A 15,910-nucleotide genomic window follows, 5' to 3' on the forward strand; every position below is an offset into this window, starting at 1 on the left:
GGACGGGACACAGGGTTACGGCGGTCACAGCGTGGGGGAAACGCCCGGTCCCATCCCGAACCCGGAAGCTAAGACCCACAGCGCCGATGGTACTGCACCCGCGAGGGTGTGGGAGAGTAGGACACCGCCGGACAACACCACCAGGTCGAGCCCCCCAGCACCCGCCGGGGGGCTCCCTGCATTTAACGACGGCTCGGCAGGGCGAAGGCAGCCCACGTAGACTTGATGGCGCGAGCGTCGGTCAGGTTCGCGGCTGCGGTGCGTCTCAGCATCGAGACTGACAGCTTCATTCAAAGTACATAGGGACGTGACGGCGCCAAGTCGCCGATCACCAAGGACATCAGGGAAGAGGAGCCACCATGGCAGACGAGAACGGGCGAGGCAACAGGGGACGGGGATTCGACGGTCCTCGCCGGGGCGGCTCCGATAGAGGCTCCGACCGATCCGGCGCTCCCTTCCGGGGCACCAGCAACTCTGGCGGTCGCCCGCGTGGCTTCCGCGACCGCGATCGAGGTGCCCAGGGTGGCCCCGCCGGGGAGCGGCGTTCGTTCGGCGACCGTGACGACCGCGGTTCGTACGGTGAGCGCGGCCAGCGGGGCTCCTATGGTGATCGTGGTGAGCGTCGCTCCTTCGGCGACCGTGGTTCGTCTGGCGAGCGCGGCTCCTATGGTGATCGTGGCGAGCGTCGTCCGTTCCAGCGGGATGACCGTGGTGAGCGTCGCTCCTTCGGTGATCGTAACGACCGTGGTGAGCGTCGTCCGTTCCAGCGGGATGACCGTGGTGAGCGTCGCTCCTTCGGTGATCGTAACGACCGTGGTGAGCGTCGTCCGTTCCAGCGCGATGACCGTGGTGAGCGTCGTCCGTTCCAGCGCGACGACCGCGGCGACCGTGGTTCGTCTGGCGAGCGCGGCTCCTATGGTGATCGTGGTGAGCGTCGCTCCTTCGGTGATCGTAACGACCGTGGTGAGCGTCGTCCGTTCCAGCGCGATGACCGTGGTCAGCGTCGTCCGTTCCAGCGCGACGACCGCGGCGAGCGCCGTTCCTTCGGCGAGCGTGGTGAGCGTCGTCCGTTCCAGCGCGACGACCGCGGCGAGCGCCGTTCCTTCGGTGATCGTGGCGACCGTGGTGAGCGTCGTCCGTTCCAGCGCGACGACCGCGGCGAGCGCCGTTCCTTCGGCGACCGTGGTTCGTCTGGCGAGCGCGGCTCCTATGGTGATCGTGGTGAGCGTCGTCCGTTCCAGCGCGATGACCGCGGCGAGCGCCGTTCCTTCGGTGATCGTGGCGACCGTGGTGAGCGTCGTCCGTTCCAGCGCGACGACCGCGAGGGCGGCGAGCGCCGTTCCTTCGGCAACCGCAGGGACTTTGGCGGGCGTCCTGGGCGCGACGACCGTGGCGATCGTCATGACCGTGGCGATCGCAGCGAGCGCGGTTTCGAACCGCGCGAGGACCGGGAGCGTCGCCACAACGCCGCTGACCTCAGGGTCTCGAACCGGCCCGATCGCGAGCGGTCCCCCGAGATCGACCCGGACGTCACGGGCCGGGAGCTCGACCGCGCTACGTTCGGACAGCTTCGCACCCTCGAAGGCAACAACAGCGAGTGGGTCTCGAAGCACCTGGTCATGGCAGGCCGGCTCATCGACGATGACCCGGAAGCGGCCTACCAGCACGCCCTTGCCGCGAGCCGGCGCGGGGGGCGCATCGGCGCTGTCCGCGAGGCCGTCGGGATGACGGCCTACGCCGCCGGGCGCTACGACGACGCGCTCCGGGAGTTCCGGACGTTCCGCCGCATCACCGGCTCGAGCATCCACCTCGCCCACATGGCCGACTGCGAGCGCGGTCTCGGGCGCCCCGAGAAGGCACTCGAGCTCGCGCACTCGGATGAGCGCAACATGCTGGACAACGCCGGCAAGGCGGAGCTCGCGATGGTCGCCTCCGGGGCCCGCGCCGACATGGGGGACTACAAGGGCGCCGTGGAGGAGCTGGAGATCCCGCAGCTCGACATCAACCGCGCCTTCTCCTTCAGCCCCCGCCTCTTCGAGGCGTACGCCGACGCCCTGTCGGCGGCGGGGCGCTCCGATGAGGCAGCCAAGTGGTACCGCCAGATCGGCGTCGCCGAGAGTGCTCTGGGCGTGGGCGAGTTCGAGGAGCCCGAGATCATGGACCTCGGCTGGGACGAGGAGGAGGAACGCCGCGAGGAGGAGGAGCGCGCGGCGCGTTCGGCGGCCGCAGCCCCTCAGGACGACGCTTCCGACGACGGCGCGGCGCCTCACGGCGGCGGCGTCCCGCAGGTGGGGGACGGATCGCCCGAAGGGACCGGGGTCGATTCGACCGGAGGCGATTCGAGCGATGCCGATTCGACCGGAGCCGAGCCTGTTGGACTCGACGCCGTTGGCGACGAGGACGCAGCGCCCGAGACAGGCCTCGCCGAGGATGAGATCGGCATGACCACCTCCGAGACCCTCGACCAGGAAGACCTCGCCCCGGAGTTCCCCTCCGTGGAGGACGACGAGCGCCCGCAGGGCGACGCCTAGATGGGAGCCCTCATCGACGGCTTCGACGCCGTCCTGTCCGACTTGGACGGAGTCGTATACGCCGGTCCCCATGCGATTCCCGGCGCCGTCGACGCACTCAGGGCCCTCGCCCCCCGGGGCGTGCGGCTGGGCTACGTGACGAACAACGCCTCGCGCACCCCCGCCGAGGTGGCCGCCCATCTGAGGGAGCTCGGCGCGCCGGCGGCGGATGACGACGTCGTGAGCTCCGCCCAGGCGGGCGCGGACCTGCTAGCGCAGCACGTCGCGGCGGGCGCGCGCGTCCTGGTGACAGGCAGCGCGGCGCTGGGGCGCGAGGTCGAGATGCGGGGGCTCGTCCCCGTCCGCTCGAGCGAGGAGCAGCCGGACGCGGTGATCCAGGGCTTCAGCCCAGACCTCGGCTGGAGGGACCTCGCCGAGGCGGCCTACGCGGTCGCTCGCGGCGCGCTGTGGATCGCGACCAACACGGACCTCTCGATCCCGCAGGCCCGGGGGATGGCCCCGGGCAACGGAACGCTCGTCGCGGCGGTCCGGGCGGCAACAGGACGTGACCCTCTCGTCGCGGGGAAGCCGGAAGCGCCGCTCTTCCTCGCCGCGGCGGACAGGCTCGGGGCCAGCCGGCCGCTCGTGGTGGGCGACCGCCTCGACACGGACATCCTGGGCGGCAACCGCGCTGGCTTCGCCACCGCCGCCGTGCTGACCGGAGTCGACACGCCCGAGAGCATCCTTGCTGCGCGCGCCGCGGAGCGACCCTCGTTCATCCTGGGCACGCTGGACGAATTCTTCGCCCCCTACCCCGAGTCCGTCGCGCACGACGGCGCGTGGCGGGTGGGCGGCGCCGTCGCCCGGGCAGAGGGCGCGGTCGTGAGCGTCGAAGGCGAACCCGGCGACCTCAACGCGTGGCGGGCAGCCTGCGCGGCATGGTGGGAGGCCCACCCTGACGCCGACCTCCCCACCGCACCGGAGGTGCGCTGGGCAGGCTGAGTCCACAGGCCCGCTCCATTGGCAGGGTCGGCGAAACTGCCGCCCGGTCTCGATAAGCTGGGGTCCATGAGCGAGGATCCACAGCTTCCGGGACCGGGCGCTGCCCGCGGATGCGAGCACGAGGCCGTGGTCCCCGAAACGGAGCAGGCGCTTGCTGCCCTCGACGCGGCCGCGGCGCTGCCCCTCGCGGAGCGTGCCGCGGCCTTCGAGGCGTTCCACGCGGCGCTGTCCGGCGTCCTCGGCATGGAGCCGGGGGAGTAGGGTGGCGCGGCTCGACCTCGAACTCGTCCGGCGCCGGCTCGCGCGTTCGCGCACCCACGCCGCTCGCCTGATCGCGGACGGCGCCGTGAGCGTGGACGGTGAACCGGTCACCCGCGCGTCCCAGACCGTGGGCGAGGGCGCCGACATCCACGTCTCGGCCACCGAGCACGACCGCTATGTGAGCCGCGCGGGCCACAAGCTCGCCGGTGCCCTCGCGAGCTTCCCGGACATCGACCCCCGAGGGTCCCGCTGCCTCGACGCCGGGGCCTCGACGGGCGGCTTCACCGACGTCCTCCTCCAGTCCGGCGCCGATCATGTCGTGGCTGTCGACGTCGGCCACGGGCAGCTCGTCGACAGCCTGCGCAGCGATCCCCGGGTCGAGGTCCACGAGGGCGTCAACGTCCGCGACCTCGATCCTGCCGCCATCGGCGGCACCGCGAGGCTGACGGTCGCGGACCTTTCGTTCATCTCGCTCACCCTCGTCCTCGGTCCGCTCGCGGGCTGCACGGAGCCCGGCGGAGACCTCCTGGTCATGGTCAAGCCCCAGTTCGAGGTCGGCCGGGAGCGGCTCGCACGCACCGGCGTCGTGGGCTCCGACGGCGAGCGACGCCGCGCGGTGACCGCGGTCGCGGAGGCGGCGGTCGCTGCTGGCCTCGCCCTGCGCGGCCTTGCCAGGAGTCCCCTGCCGGGACAGGACGGCAACGTCGAGTACTTCCTGTGGCTCACCCGCCCGTCCGGGCAGCCGCCCGCGCCCGAAGTGCCGGCCGGGGCGTGGGTCGAGGCGCACTGGCCAGCCGAGCAGGCAGAGACAGCAGCAGAACGTCGAGGCAAGGAGCGCGCATGAACCGGAGGGTCCTGGTCCTCGCCCATACCGGCCGCGAGGATTCGATGGTCGCGGCGAGGGAGGCCTGCGCCCAGCTCTACGGCTCGGGGCTCGCACCCGTCATGTCGGCTTCGCAGCAGCGTGATCTCGAGGCGCACTTCGGCGGCCTCGACCATCCCACGGAGATCCTGGGAGAGGACGTCGAGCTCGACGAGGTGGAGCTCGTGATGGTCCTGGGCGGGGACGGGACGATCCTGCGCGCCGCCGAGCTCGTCCGGAACGTCAAGGTCGATGTCCCCCTCCTCGGCGTGAACCTGGGGCACGTGGGCTTCCTTGCCGAGAGCGAGCGGGCCGACCTCGCGCAGACGGTGCAGTGGGTCGCCTCGCGGAGCTATTCGGTCGAGGAGCGCATGACCATCGACGTCACGGTGTGGCACCACGGCACCAAGGTCGCCCACACATGGGCGCTGAACGAGGCCGCGATCGAGAAGGCCGCCCGCGAGCGGATGATCGAGGTCGTCACCGAGGTCGACGGGAAGCCGCTGACGTCGTACGGCTGCGACGGCGTCGTCCTCGCGACGCCGACGGGAAGCACCGCCTACGCCTTCTCTGCGGGCGGCCCCGTCGTGTGGCCGGAGGTCGAGGCGCTCCTGATCACGCCGATCAGCGCCCACGCGCTGTTCGCGAAGCCGCTGGTCGTCTCGCCCAGGTCCCGTCTCGCCGTCGAGATCCTGGGGCGCACCGACGCACACGCGGTCCTGTGGTGCGACGGACGCCGGTCGGTCGACCTCCCACCGGGCGCACGGGTCGAGGTCACGAAGTCCCCGGTGCCGGTCCGCCTCGCGAGGATCAGCGCCACGCCGTTCTCCGCCAGGCTCGTACGCAAGTTCGAGCTCCCGATCCACGGCTGGCGCGGACCCGTTCCGGCCAGGCCGGGCGCCGGCCCGGAGCCGGGCGTACCCGAGGTGCCCGCCGTTCCATGGGGGGCCCGCCGCGAGGGCGACGTCGCCCCGGCCGGAGACGACCCGACGAACTGAAACCAGGAGGACACGTGATCGAGGAACTCAGGATCCGCGACCTCGGCGTCATCACCGAGGCCTCCCTGCCCTTGGGACCCGGGCTGAGCGTGGTGACGGGCGAGACCGGTGCCGGCAAGACCATGGTGGTCACCGCGCTCGGGCTGCTCCTGGGCGGCCGCTCCGACGCCGGCGCGGTGCGCACAGGCGCCAAGTCGGGCCTCGCGGAGGCGAGGGTCCGGCTGGAACCCGGCCACGCCGCCGTCGTGCGCGCCCAGGAGGCCGGGGCTGACGTCGAGGAGTACGACGGCGCCGCCGAGCTCCTGCTGGCCCGCACGGTCGGCGCCGACGGGCGCAGCCGTGCCCACGTGGGCGGACGCAGCGCGCCCGTGGGCGTCCTCGCCGAGGTGGGCGGGGCGCTCGTGGTGATCCACGGACAGTCCGAGCAGCTCCGGCTCAAGAGCCCTGCAGCCCAGCGGGAGGCCCTCGACAAGTTCGCGGGGGAGAAGCTCACCGCTGTCCAGAAGGACTACGAGGAGACCTACACCCGCTGGACGGCGTCGCGCCGCGAGCTCGACGAGCTGGTCTCCTCCTCGCGCGAGCGCATCCGCGAGGCCGAGTCGCTCGAGGCGTCCCTGGCCGAGATCGCGGAGGTGGGCCCGCAGCCCGGCGAGGACGAGGAACTGCGGGCCGAGTCGGCGCGCCTCTCGAACGCGGAGGCGCTGCGCGTCGCCGCCCAGCGGGCGCACGAGGCCCTCGTCGCCGAGGACTTCGCTGAGGGCGCCGATGCGACCACGCTCGTGGACTCCGCGAAGCGCACACTCGAGCAGGTCGCCGAGCACGACGCCGAGCTCGGCGCCTCTGCCGAGCGGCTCGCCGAGGTGGGCTACCTCCTTGCAGACATCGCTGCCTCCCTCGCGAGCTACGGCGCGTCCCTCGACTCCGACGGGCCCGGCCGCCTCGCCGAGGTCGAGGAGCGACGGGCGGCCCTGACGGGCCTCACCCGCAAGTACGCCCCGACGCTGGACGAGGTCATCGCCTGGGCCGAGACCGGCCAGAAGCGGCTCTTCGAGCTGCAGGACGACGACGGCCGCATCGAGGTGCTCACCGCCCAGATCGCGGCCGACGAAGCCCGCCTGCGGGAGCTCGCGGCCGAGATGACGGCGCAGCGCCGGGACGCGGCCGGCGCCCTCGCCGCCCGCGTCAGCGAGGAGCTCACGGCCCTGGCCATGCCTGACGCGACCCTCCAGGTCGCGGTCGAGGAGACGGACGAGCTCGGGCCGGAGGGCGCGGACACAGTCGCCATCCTCCTCCGGCCGCACGCCGGCGCGCCGGCACGGCCGCTCGGCAAGGGCGCCTCCGGCGGCGAGCTCTCCCGCGTCATGCTCGCAATCGAGGTCGTCCTCGCGGCCGTCGACCCCGTCCCCACGTTCGTCTTCGACGAGGTGGACTCAGGGGTGGGCGGCCGCGCGGCGGTCGAGATCGGGCGGCGCCTCGCGATGCTCGCACAGCACGTGCAGGTCCTCGTCGTCACGCACCTCCCGCAGGTCGCGGCCTTCGCCGACCGGCACATCACTGTGATCAAGAACTCGGTTGCCACCGGCCGGACCTCGGACGGCGTCCAGGGCGTCACATCGAGCGACATCCGGGTGCTCGGCGAGGAGGAGCGGGTGGTCGAGCTGGCCCGGATGCTCGCGGGCCAGGAGGACTCTGCGTCGGCGCAGGCCCACGCCCTCGAACTCCTCGAGGACGCGCAGGCCTCGAGGGCGACGGCGGCGCGTTGACCGGCGCGCCGGCCCATTGCCCGGCGCCGGGGTGATATGCTCGAATTCCGTGGTGCAGCGTACTCATTCCCGTTTTTCAGACTCCGCCCAGACGACCAAACAGATCTTCGTCACCGGCGGCGTGGCGTCCTCGCTCGGGAAGGGTCTGACGGCATCCAGCCTCGGCCACCTGCTGCGGGCCCGCGGCCTCTCGGTGACCATGCAGAAGCTGGATCCCTACCTCAACGTGGATCCGGGAACCATGAACCCCTTCCAGCACGGCGAGGTCTTCGTCACTGAGGACGGCGCAGAGACCGACCTCGACATCGGCCACTACGAGCGCTTCCTCGACGAGTCCCTCGACGGCTCGGCCAACGTGACCACCGGCCAGGTCTACTCGACCGTCATCGCCAAGGAGCGCCGCGGCGAGTACCTCGGTGACACCGTCCAGGTCATCCCGCACATCACGGACGAGATCAAGCGCCGCATGCGCCTTCCGTCCGAGGGCGAGAACGCCCCTGATGTGATCATCACGGAGATCGGCGGCACGGTCGGGGACATCGAGTCCCAGCCGTTCCTCGAGGCCGCGCGCCAGGTGCGCCAGGACGTCGGCCGGACCAATGTCTTCTTCGTCCACGTCTCCCTCGTGCCCTACATCGGGCCGTCCCAGGAGCTCAAGACCAAGCCGACCCAGCACTCCGTCGCGGCCCTGCGCTCGATCGGCATCCAGCCCGAGGCCATCGTCATCCGCTCCGACCGCGCGATCCCGGATGCGATGCGGGACAAGATCGGCCGCATGTGCGACGTCGACACCGACGCCGTGATCAGCTGCCCGGACGCGCCGAGCATCTACGACATCCCCAAGGTCCTCCACTCCCAGGGCCTGGACTCGTACATCGTCCGCGCCCTCGACCTGCCCTTCAAGGACGTGGACTGGACCAAGTGGGACCGCCTCCTCGCGGCGGTCCACCACCCCTCCCACGAGGTCGAGATCGCGCTGGTCGGCAAGTACATCGACCTCCCGGACGCCTACCTGTCGGTGACCGAGGCCCTCCGCGCCGGCGGCTTCGCCAACGACGCCAAGGTCAACATCCGCTGGGTCGCCTCCGACGAGTGCCAGACGCCCGCGGGGGCGAAGAAGGCGCTTGCCGGCGTCGACGCGATCCTCGTGCCCGGGGGCTTCGGCATCCGTGGGCTCGAGGGCAAGCTCGGGGCACTCACGCTCGCCCGGGAGACCGGCCTGCCGACCCTGGGCCTGTGCCTCGGGCTGCAGTGCATGGTCATCGAGTACGCCCGCAACGTGGTCGGCCTTGAGGGCGCGTCCTCGAGCGAGTTCGAGCCCGACTCGAAGTACCCCGTGATCGCCACCATGGAGGAGCAGCTCGACATCGTCGGCGGCAAGGGCGACCTCGGAGGCACGATGAGGCTCGGCCTCTACGACGCGGTCCTCGAGCCCGGCTCGGTGATCGCCGAGACGTACGGCGCGACCAAGGTGGCCGAGCGCCACCGCCACCGCTACGAGGTCAACAACGCCTACCGGGAGCAGATCGCGGGCAAGGGCCTGAAGTTCTCCGGCACGTCCCCCGACGGGAAGCTCGTCGAGTTCGTGGAGCTGCCGCGCGACGTCCACCCGTACTACGTGGCGACGCAGGCCCACCCCGAGCTCGGCTCGCGCCCGACCCGCCCCCACCCGCTGTTCGTGGGCCTCGTCAAGGCGGCCCTCGAGCGCCAGAACGGCGCCACGGAGACCGCGAAGGTGCCCGCCTCGGCCGCCAAGGGCAAGTAGGCTGCGGACATGACGAAGCACGCGCCGCGGCCCCACGACGCCCCGGCGGTCGAACACACTGCCACGACCGTCGAGGATGCCGTGAGCCCGCGGCGCGTGCTGTCCTCCCATACCGTCTACGAGGGCCGCATCTGGGACGTCCGCAGCGACGCCTTCGAGCTCTCCGAGGGGTCCGGGACGCTGCACCGCGACTTCATCGACCACCCCGGAGCCGTTGCCGTCCTTCCCATGGACGACGACGGCCGCATCCTCCTCCTGCGCCAGTACCGGCATCCTGTCGGGATGGACCTCTGGGAGATCCCGGCCGGGCTCCTCGATGTCGACGGCGAGTCCAACCTTGCCGCCGCCGCGCGCGAGCTCGCCGAAGAGGCGGACCTCGCCGCCGACGAGTGGCACGTCCTGGCGGAGTTCTTCAGCTCCCCGGGCTCCTCGAGCGAGGCGATCCGCATCTACCTCGCCCGCGGTCTGCGCGAGGTCCCGCACCACGAGCGCCACACCCGCACCGACGAGGAGTCGGAGATCGAGTTCGCCTGGGTCGACCTCGACGACGCCGTCCGGGCGGTCCTCGAGGGCAGGCTGCACAACCCCAGCGCGGCGGTCGCCGTCCTGGCCGCCCACGCGGCGCGCGCCGCGGGCTTCTCTTCGCTGCGCCCCGGCGACGCCCCGTGGCCGGCGCACCCCGCGCAGCGGTGACCGTGCCCCCCGTGCAGGCCCCGGACCCCGCACCGGCCGCCGCCCCGGCGACCCCCGCCCCAGCCGCGGGGCCAGCAGAGCCGCCGCCCGCCGTCGCCCGTGGCGTCGAGGACTACCTGCGGCACCTCGCGGTGGAGCGGGGCCTCGCCGCCAACACCCTTGCCGCGTACCGCCGCGACCTCGCCCGCTACGGTGCCTACCTCGGCGCGGCCGGCCTCACCTTGCCGGCGCACGTCCAGCGGCAGCACGTGGGCGCCTTCGCGCAGGCTCTCCGGGACGGGGCCGACGGCGGCAGCCCGCTCACCGCGAGATCGGCGGCCCGGACCGTGGTCGCCGTGCGCGGGCTCCACCGCTTCTGGGCGCTCGAGGGCACGACGCCGAACGACCCCGCCGTCGACGTCCACCCCCCGCTCGCCGGCCAGCGCCTCCCCAAGGCCATCACCGTGCACGAGGTGACCCGGATCCTCGAGGCAGCCGCCGCCGACACGCCCTCGGGCCTGCGCGACCGGGCGCTGCTCGAATTCCTCTACGCGACGGGTGCGCGCATCAGCGAGGCGGTCGGTCTCGACGTCGACGACCTCCGTCTCGATTCCGCGGACGGCGGCCCCCCGGTCGTGCGGCTCTTCGGCAAGGGCTCCAAGGAACGCCTCGTCCCAATCGGCAGCTTTGCCGCCCGGGCGCTCTCGGCCTACCTCGTCCGCGCCCGCCCCACCCTCGTGTCCAAGGGACGCGGCACCCCCGCGCTCTTCCTCAACGCCCGGGGCGGCCGGCTGAGCCGCCAGAGCGCCTGGACCATTTTGAAGGACGTCGCCGAGAAGGCCCAGATCGGCCGGGACGTCTCGCCCCACACGCTGCGCCACTCCTTCGCGACCCACCTCCTCGAGGGCGGCGCGGACGTGAGGGTGGTCCAGGAGCTTCTGGGCCACGCCTCAGTCACCACCACGCAGGTCTACACGCTCGTCACCGCAGACACGCTGCGCGAGGTCTACGCTGCGGCGCACCCGAGGGCCAGAGGATGATGCGGAGCCACCGCTGATGGGCGCCCCCGTCGCCCTCTGCTTCCTCCTGCGCGAGGCTCCCCTCGGCCGCGAGGTGCTGCTGGGCCGCAAGAAGCGCGGGTTCGGCCTCGGCAAGGTCGTGGGCCTCGGGGGGCACATCGAACCGGGGGAGACCCCGGCGGAAGCGGCCGTGCGCGAGCTAGCCGAGGAGGCCGGCGTCGTGCTCGACGCCGCGCTGCTCACCCCGGCGGGCACCGTCGACTTCCGCTTCCCCGCCCGGCCGGCCTGGGACATGGAGTGCACCATGTTCACCTCGACGGTGTGGACGGGAGAGATCGGCGAGACCGAGGAGATCGCCCCGGCGTGGTACCCCGTGGACCGGCTCCCCGTCGAGCACATGTGGCAGGACGCGGACCACTGGCTGCCCGTGGTCCTGTCCGGGACGGTCGGGGACTTCTACGTGGAAATGGCCGAGGACAACGAGACGGTGGCCCGTTTCGTCGTCCTCGGCCAGTGACCGCGCCGGCTGGCGCCGGGACCTCAGCGGAGGGTCAGTCGAGGTGCCGCTCGTCCGGGCCGTTGTAGGCCGAGAGCGGGCGGATGAGGGAGTTGCTCTCGAGCTGCTCCATGACGTGGGCCGTCCAGCCCACGATCCGGCTTGCCACGAACAGCGGCGTGAACGTGGGGATGTCGAATCCCATGAGGTGGTAGGCCGGGCCGGTGGGGTAGTCCAGGTTCGGCTTGATGCCCTTGGCCTCGTCCATCGACTGCTCGAGGCCGTCGTAGAGCCCCAGGACCTCGGGGCGCCCGTAGAACGCGATGAGGTCGTCGAGGGCCGCCTTCATGGTCGGCACGCGCGAGTCGCCGTGCTTGTAGACGCGGTGGCCGAAGCCCATGACCTTCTTCTTGGCAGCGAGCGCGGCGTCCATCCACGCCTTGGCGCGGGTCTTGGCCTCCTCATGGGATTCGTCGGCGCGGATCCCGATCTCCTCGAAGGTCTCCATGACGGCCTCGTTCGCCCCGCCGTGGAGGGGTCCCTTGAGGGCACCGATCGCAGCCGTCACGGCGGAGTGCAGGTCGGACAGTGTCGAGGTCACGACGCGGGCCGTGAACGTCGAGGCGTTGAACGAGTGCTCGGCGTAGAGGATCATCGACACCTCGAAGGCGCGCACCACCTCGGGGGCCGGCTCCTCGCCGAACGTCATCCAGAGGAAGTTCGCCGCGTAGCCGAGGTCGCTGCGGGACTCGATGAGGTCCTGGCCGCGGCGCCGGCGCTGGTCGTAGGCGACGACGGCGGGCATGGCGGCGAAGAGCTCGAGGGCCTTGGCGAGGTTGGCCTCGCGCGACGAGTCCGCCGCGAGCGCGTGCCGTGCGCCGTGCACGCTGGCCGCCGTGCGGCACACGTCCATCGGGTGGGAGGTGGTCGGCAGCGCATCCACGACCTGCTTCACGACCGGGTCGAGGGAGCGGCCCGAGCGCTCCCGCGCCTCGAACTCGGCGAGCTGGTCCTGGGTCGGGAGCTCGCCGTTCCACAGGAGGTAGGCGACCTCCTCCATGCTGCAGCGGGCGGCGAGCTCCTGGACGGGGTAGCCGCGGTAGAGGAGGGAGTTGGTCTCGGGGTTGACCTTGGAGATGGCGGTGTAGTCCACCACCACGCCGGCCAGGCCCTTCTTGATCTCTTCGGTATTGGGCACTTGCGTCATCGCAGGACTCCTATTCTGTGGTCCTTGGCACTCAGTATCGGCCGGGAACCTGGAAGTTGAACACGCCGGTGTCGAAGCGGTTGTACGCCTCGTAGTCGACCAGCTCGTAGAGGCGCGAGCGGGTCAGCATGTTCTCCACCTCGGCCTCCTGCGTTCCGTCCGCCCTGATGGTATCCAGCGTACGTTCTGCCGCCCCCATCGCAATGCGCAGGAGGGTGACCGGGTAGATCACGAGGTTCACGCCGATCCCCGCGAGCTCGTCCCGGGTGAAGAGCCGGCTCTTGCCGAACTCTGTCATGTTGGCCAGGATCGGCACGTCGACGGCGCCCCGGATCGCCGCGAACTCCTCGAGGCTCGCCATGGCCTCGGGGAAGATCGCATCGGCCCCGGCGTCCACGAGCGCCTTGGCGCGCTCGACCGCCGCCTCAAGCCCGTCCGCGGCGCGCACGTCGGTGCGCGCCATGACGAGGAAGTTCGGGTCCCGGCGCGCGTCGGCCGCGGCGCGGATCCGCTGGAGGGCCGTGTCGAGGTCGACGACGGCCTTGCCGTCGAGATGGCCGCACCGCTTGGGATTGACCTGGTCCTCGATGTGGCAGCCGGCGAGTCCGGCGTTCTCAAGCTCCTGCACCGAGCGGGCCACGTTCATGGCCTCGCCGAAGCCCGTGTCGGCATCCACGATGGCGGGCAGGTCGGTCATGCGCGCGATCTGCCCGGCGCGGGTGGCCACCTCGGTGAGCGTCGTGAGGCCGATGTCCGGCAGGCCGAGGTCGTTGGCCAGGACCGCCCCGGAGATGTACACCCCGGGGAACCCCTTCTCCTCGATCAGCCGCGCGGACAGCGGGCTGAACGCTCCGGGGAACTGCTGGAGCGTCCCGGAGGAGAGGATCTCGCGCAGCTTCACCCGCTTCTGCTCGGGCGTGGACTTCGAGTACAGCATCAGAACAGTCCCTTCGGGGCCGCGGCGAGGTCGATCACGCCGTCCTTCGCCACGATGTTGAGCGCGTCGAGTTCGCCCGCGCCGAGCTCGGGGAGGCGCTGGACCGCGTCGAGGAAGCGGTCGATCTCCTCCGGCGCCACGGCCTCGGCCGCGAGGTTGCGGAACTTGGCGATGTACTGCTCGCGCCCGAACGGGCGGGCCCCGAGCGGGTGCGCGTCGGCGACGGCGATCTGGTCCTCGATGACGGTGCCGTCGGTGAGCGTGATGACCACGGAGCCGCCGAAGGCCTTCTCGGAGATGTCCAGCGAGTGGTACCGGCGGGTCCACTCCGGGTCTTCCTCGGTGGTCACCTTGTGCCACAGGGCCACCGTGTCCGGCCGCCCGGCCCGCTCGGGCGAGTAGGAGTCGACGTGGTGCCACGCGCCGTCCTGGAGGGCGACGGCGAAGATGTAGGGGATCGAGTGGTCGAGCGTCTCGCGGGAGGCCGTCGGGTCGTACTTCTGCGGGTCGTTGGCCCCCGAGCCGATGACGTAGTGCGTGTGGTGGCTCGTCCTGATGAGGATGCTCGCCACGTTCGCCGGGTCCGTCACCTCGGGGTGCTCGCGGTTCAGCTTCCGCGCCAGGTCGATCCAGGCCTGCGCCTGGTACTCGGCCGAGTGCTCCTTGGTGTAGGTGTCGAGGATGGCGCGCTTCGCCTCGCCGTCGGCCGGGAGCGGCACCTCGTACGAGGCGTCGGGGCCATCGAGGAGCCAGGCGATGACGCCGTCCTCGCCTTCGTAGATCGGCACGGGCGAGGTCTGGCCGCGCATCGCCCGGTCCACGGCCTCGACGGCCATCTTGCCCGCGAAGGCCGGGGCGTGGGCCTTCCACGTCGAGATCTCGCCCTTGCGGGACTGGCGGGTCGCGGTCGTCGTGTGCAGGGCCTGGCCCACGGCCTGGAAGATCGTCTCGACGTCGAGGCCGAGCAGCGTCCCGATCCCCGCCGCAGCGGAGGGGCCGAGGTGGGCCACGTGGTCGATCTTGTGCTTGTGCAGGCTGATGGCCTTCACGAGGTCCACCTGGATCTCGTAGCCGGTCGCGATGCCGCGGATGAGGTCGCGGCCGCTCGAGCCGACGTGCTGGCCCACGGCGAGGATCGGCGGGATGTTGTCGCCGGGGTGGGAGTACTCCGCCGCGAGGAACGTGTCGTGGTAGTCCAGCTCGCGCACGGCCACCCCGTTGGCCCACGCGGCCCACTCGGGGGAGACCCGCTCGGTGACGCCGTACACGAGAGCGCCACGGCCGCCGGACGACGGCGCGTGGGCCAGTGCCTGCGCCCGCGCGGCGACGATCGGGCCGCGGTTGAGGGAGGCGATGGCGACGGAGGCGTTGTCGATGATGCGGTTGATGATCATCTCCGTCACCTCGGGCGTTACCTCGACCGGGTCGGCGGCGACCTTCGCGATCCTGTGCGCGAGCTGCTCCTCGCGCGGAAGGTTCTCTTCGCTCTTGTAGACGCGGACCTTATGCATCTCAACCATGGGAGACCTCTCGGATGTGGGGGGTGGGAGTGGTGTGGGTGGACTTGATGTGGTTCAGGCTGTTGCTGAGGTGGACTGCGGTCGCGGCGGCCGCCAGGTGCGCGTTGCCGTCGGCAATGGCGGCGGCGATCGCGGCGTGCTCGGACGCCGCCTGCCTCAGCCGCGCGGCGTCGTCCTTCGCGAGGCGGCGCACCCGGGTGAGGTGGACGCGCAGGCCCTCGAGCGACTGCGCGAGGTAGGAGTTCCCGACCGCGGCGTCGATCGCCGCGTCGAGCTCTGCGGCGAGGGCGTAGTACTCGTGGCGCTGCGGGTCGTCGTCGTTCAGGAGCGCCGGCGCCGCCGCGAACCGGTCGCGCAGCACTGCGAAGAGCTCGCGGTCCCCCCTGAGCGCGGCGAGCGCGGCGGCCTTCGACTCGAGGGCCTCGCGGAGCTCGAAGAGCTCGTCGATGTGGGCCAGGGAGATGTCGCTCACGACGACGCCCCGCCCCCGCTGGGCGGAGGCCAGTCCCTCGGCGGTGAGCCTCGCGAGCGCCTCGCGCAGGGGAGTCCGCGAGACCCCCAGCCGCTCGGACTGCTCGACCTCGCCGAGCACGGTCCCGGGGGGCAGCCGCCACTCGACGATGTCGTCCCGGAGTGCCGCATAGGCGCGGTCGCTGGCCTTCATGACACTCCTCTCGACGGGTGGCCGGATTTACCTCTGTGTATACATTCGCAGGGGCTCGGCGTGAAAGCAAGCGTTGTGGCAGGGCAAGTCGCTTTGGATGTATACACGAACCCTTGTGGGCCGCCCGTCCGGTCCCCTACGCTGGGGGCATCACGACGAAGTGAGGAGCACCACAGTGACGCAGGGGACGACGCAGGGTACGGGGACGACGCCGGGGACCGGGGAGCAACCAGC

15 protein-coding genes and 1 rRNA gene are annotated in these 15,910 nt (G+C 71.6%); 11 read left to right on the forward strand and 5 right to left on the reverse strand.

From position 1 onward, the window contains the following. Window positions 1-16: 16 nt before the first annotated feature. Window positions 17-133: ribosomal RNA gene (rrf, locus tag CGQ25_RS06120) — 5S ribosomal RNA — on the forward strand. A 157-nt stretch (window positions 134-290) separates the two neighbouring features. Here the strand turns inward: rrf and CGQ25_RS06125 are convergent. Beyond that, the gene (locus CGQ25_RS06125) at window positions 291-1,613 is read right to left on the reverse strand and encodes a hypothetical protein (RefSeq protein WP_208713196.1); all 1,323 of its coding nucleotides are present in this window, start codon (window positions 1,611-1,613) and stop codon (window positions 291-293) included. Between the two features lie 6 nt (window positions 1,614-1,619). Here CGQ25_RS06125 and CGQ25_RS18285 point away from each other — a divergent pair, with 6 nt between their 5' ends. From CGQ25_RS18285 to CGQ25_RS06175, 10 genes are all read left to right on the forward strand, one after another. Further along, window positions 1,620-2,531, forward strand: a complete 912-nt coding sequence (locus CGQ25_RS18285) for a tetratricopeptide repeat protein (RefSeq protein ID WP_222703708.1) — start codon at window positions 1,620-1,622, stop codon at window positions 2,529-2,531. After that, window positions 2,532-3,512 carry an HAD-IIA family hydrolase gene (locus CGQ25_RS06135; RefSeq protein ID WP_208712274.1) on the forward strand — a complete coding sequence of 327 codons (981 nt, stop codon included), beginning with the start codon at window positions 2,532-2,534 and terminating at the stop codon, window positions 3,510-3,512. 66 nt (window positions 3,513-3,578) lie between these two features. Continuing rightward, entirely contained in the window at window positions 3,579-3,773 is a 195-nt protein-coding gene (locus tag CGQ25_RS06140; protein ID WP_208712275.1) for a hypothetical protein, read from the forward strand. Between the two features lies 1 nt (window position 3,774). After that, window positions 3,775-4,617, forward strand: a complete 843-nt coding sequence (locus CGQ25_RS06145) for a TlyA family RNA methyltransferase (protein WP_208712276.1) — start codon at window positions 3,775-3,777, stop codon at window positions 4,615-4,617. Beyond that, complete coding sequence (locus CGQ25_RS06150; protein WP_208712277.1) at window positions 4,614-5,633, forward strand: NAD kinase; 1,020 nt, start codon at window positions 4,614-4,616, stop codon at window positions 5,631-5,633. Before CGQ25_RS06145 ends, CGQ25_RS06150 begins: the two co-directional genes overlap by 4 nt. Window positions 5,634-5,647: 14 nt before the next feature. Beyond that, window positions 5,648-7,396: a DNA repair protein RecN gene (gene recN / locus CGQ25_RS06155; RefSeq protein WP_208712278.1), complete on the forward strand. Its 1,749-nt coding sequence runs from the start codon at window positions 5,648-5,650 to the stop codon at window positions 7,394-7,396. Between the two features lie 31 nt (window positions 7,397-7,427). Then, a complete protein-coding gene (locus CGQ25_RS06160; protein WP_208712279.1) occupies window positions 7,428-9,161 on the forward strand; it encodes a CTP synthase in 1,734 nt (577 codons plus the stop codon). A gap of 9 nt (window positions 9,162-9,170) precedes the next feature. Continuing rightward, a complete protein-coding gene (locus CGQ25_RS06165; protein WP_208712280.1) occupies window positions 9,171-9,854 on the forward strand; it encodes an NUDIX hydrolase in 684 nt (227 codons plus the stop codon). 2 nt (window positions 9,855-9,856) lie between these two features. Beyond that, on the forward strand, window positions 9,857-10,873 hold the full coding sequence (xerD, locus tag CGQ25_RS06170) for a site-specific tyrosine recombinase XerD (protein WP_369802321.1): 1,017 nt from the start codon (window positions 9,857-9,859) through the stop codon (window positions 10,871-10,873). 13 nt (window positions 10,874-10,886) lie between these two features. Continuing rightward, entirely contained in the window at window positions 10,887-11,369 is a 483-nt protein-coding gene (locus CGQ25_RS06175) for an 8-oxo-dGTP diphosphatase (RefSeq protein ID WP_208712937.1), read from the forward strand. Between the two features lie 34 nt (window positions 11,370-11,403). On the opposite strand, the gene CGQ25_RS06180 is transcribed toward CGQ25_RS06175, so the two are convergent. Genes CGQ25_RS06180 through CGQ25_RS06195 form a run of 4 tightly spaced genes read right to left on the reverse strand, consistent with a single transcriptional unit; the run spans window position 11,404 to window position 15,676 of the window. Beyond that, window positions 11,404-12,555 (reverse strand): bifunctional 2-methylcitrate synthase/citrate synthase, encoded by a 1,152-nt coding sequence (locus CGQ25_RS06180; protein WP_208712282.1) that lies wholly within the window; start codon window positions 12,553-12,555, stop codon window positions 11,404-11,406. Between the two features lie 31 nt (window positions 12,556-12,586). Then, on the reverse strand, window positions 12,587-13,492 hold the full coding sequence (prpB, locus tag CGQ25_RS06185; RefSeq protein WP_208712283.1) for a methylisocitrate lyase: 906 nt from the start codon (window positions 13,490-13,492) through the stop codon (window positions 12,587-12,589). Next, window positions 13,492-15,012 (reverse strand): MmgE/PrpD family protein, encoded by a 1,521-nt coding sequence (locus CGQ25_RS06190; protein WP_208712284.1) that lies wholly within the window; start codon window positions 15,010-15,012, stop codon window positions 13,492-13,494. Before CGQ25_RS06190 ends, prpB begins: the two co-directional genes overlap by 1 nt. Next, window positions 15,005-15,676, reverse strand: coding sequence for a GntR family transcriptional regulator (locus CGQ25_RS06195; RefSeq protein WP_208712285.1), 672 nt, complete (start codon window positions 15,674-15,676; stop codon window positions 15,005-15,007). Before CGQ25_RS06195 ends, CGQ25_RS06190 begins: the two co-directional genes overlap by 8 nt. Window positions 15,677-15,910: the final 234 nt, after the last annotated feature.

This window comes from Sinomonas sp. R1AF57, assembly GCF_002224485.1.
GTDB lineage: Bacteria > Actinomycetota > Actinomycetes > Actinomycetales > Micrococcaceae > Sinomonas > Sinomonas flava.

Bases quoted from the DNA above. Each gene is read 5' to 3' on its own strand.
- prpB (WP_208712283.1), bottom strand. From the start codon at position 13,492: ATGCTGTACTCGAAGTCCACGCCCGAGCAGAAGCGGGTGAAGCTGCGC.
- CGQ25_RS06140 (WP_208712275.1), top strand. From the start codon at position 3,579: ATGAGCGAGGATCCACAGCTTCCGGGACCGGGCGCTGCCCGCGGATGC.
- CGQ25_RS18285 (WP_222703708.1), top strand. From the start codon at position 1,620: ATGGCAGGCCGGCTCATCGACGATGACCCGGAAGCGGCCTACCAGCAC.
- CGQ25_RS06135 (WP_208712274.1), top strand. From the start codon at position 2,532: ATGGGAGCCCTCATCGACGGCTTCGACGCCGTCCTGTCCGACTTGGAC.
- CGQ25_RS06165 (WP_208712280.1), top strand. From the start codon at position 9,171: ATGACGAAGCACGCGCCGCGGCCCCACGACGCCCCGGCGGTCGAACAC.
- CGQ25_RS06195 (WP_208712285.1), bottom strand. From the start codon at position 15,676: ATGAAGGCCAGCGACCGCGCCTATGCGGCACTCCGGGACGACATCGTC.
- CGQ25_RS06180 (WP_208712282.1), bottom strand. From the start codon at position 12,555: ATGACGCAAGTGCCCAATACCGAAGAGATCAAGAAGGGCCTGGCCGGC.
- CGQ25_RS06190 (WP_208712284.1), bottom strand. From the start codon at position 15,012: ATGGTTGAGATGCATAAGGTCCGCGTCTACAAGAGCGAAGAGAACCTT.
- CGQ25_RS06150 (WP_208712277.1), top strand. From the start codon at position 4,614: ATGAACCGGAGGGTCCTGGTCCTCGCCCATACCGGCCGCGAGGATTCG.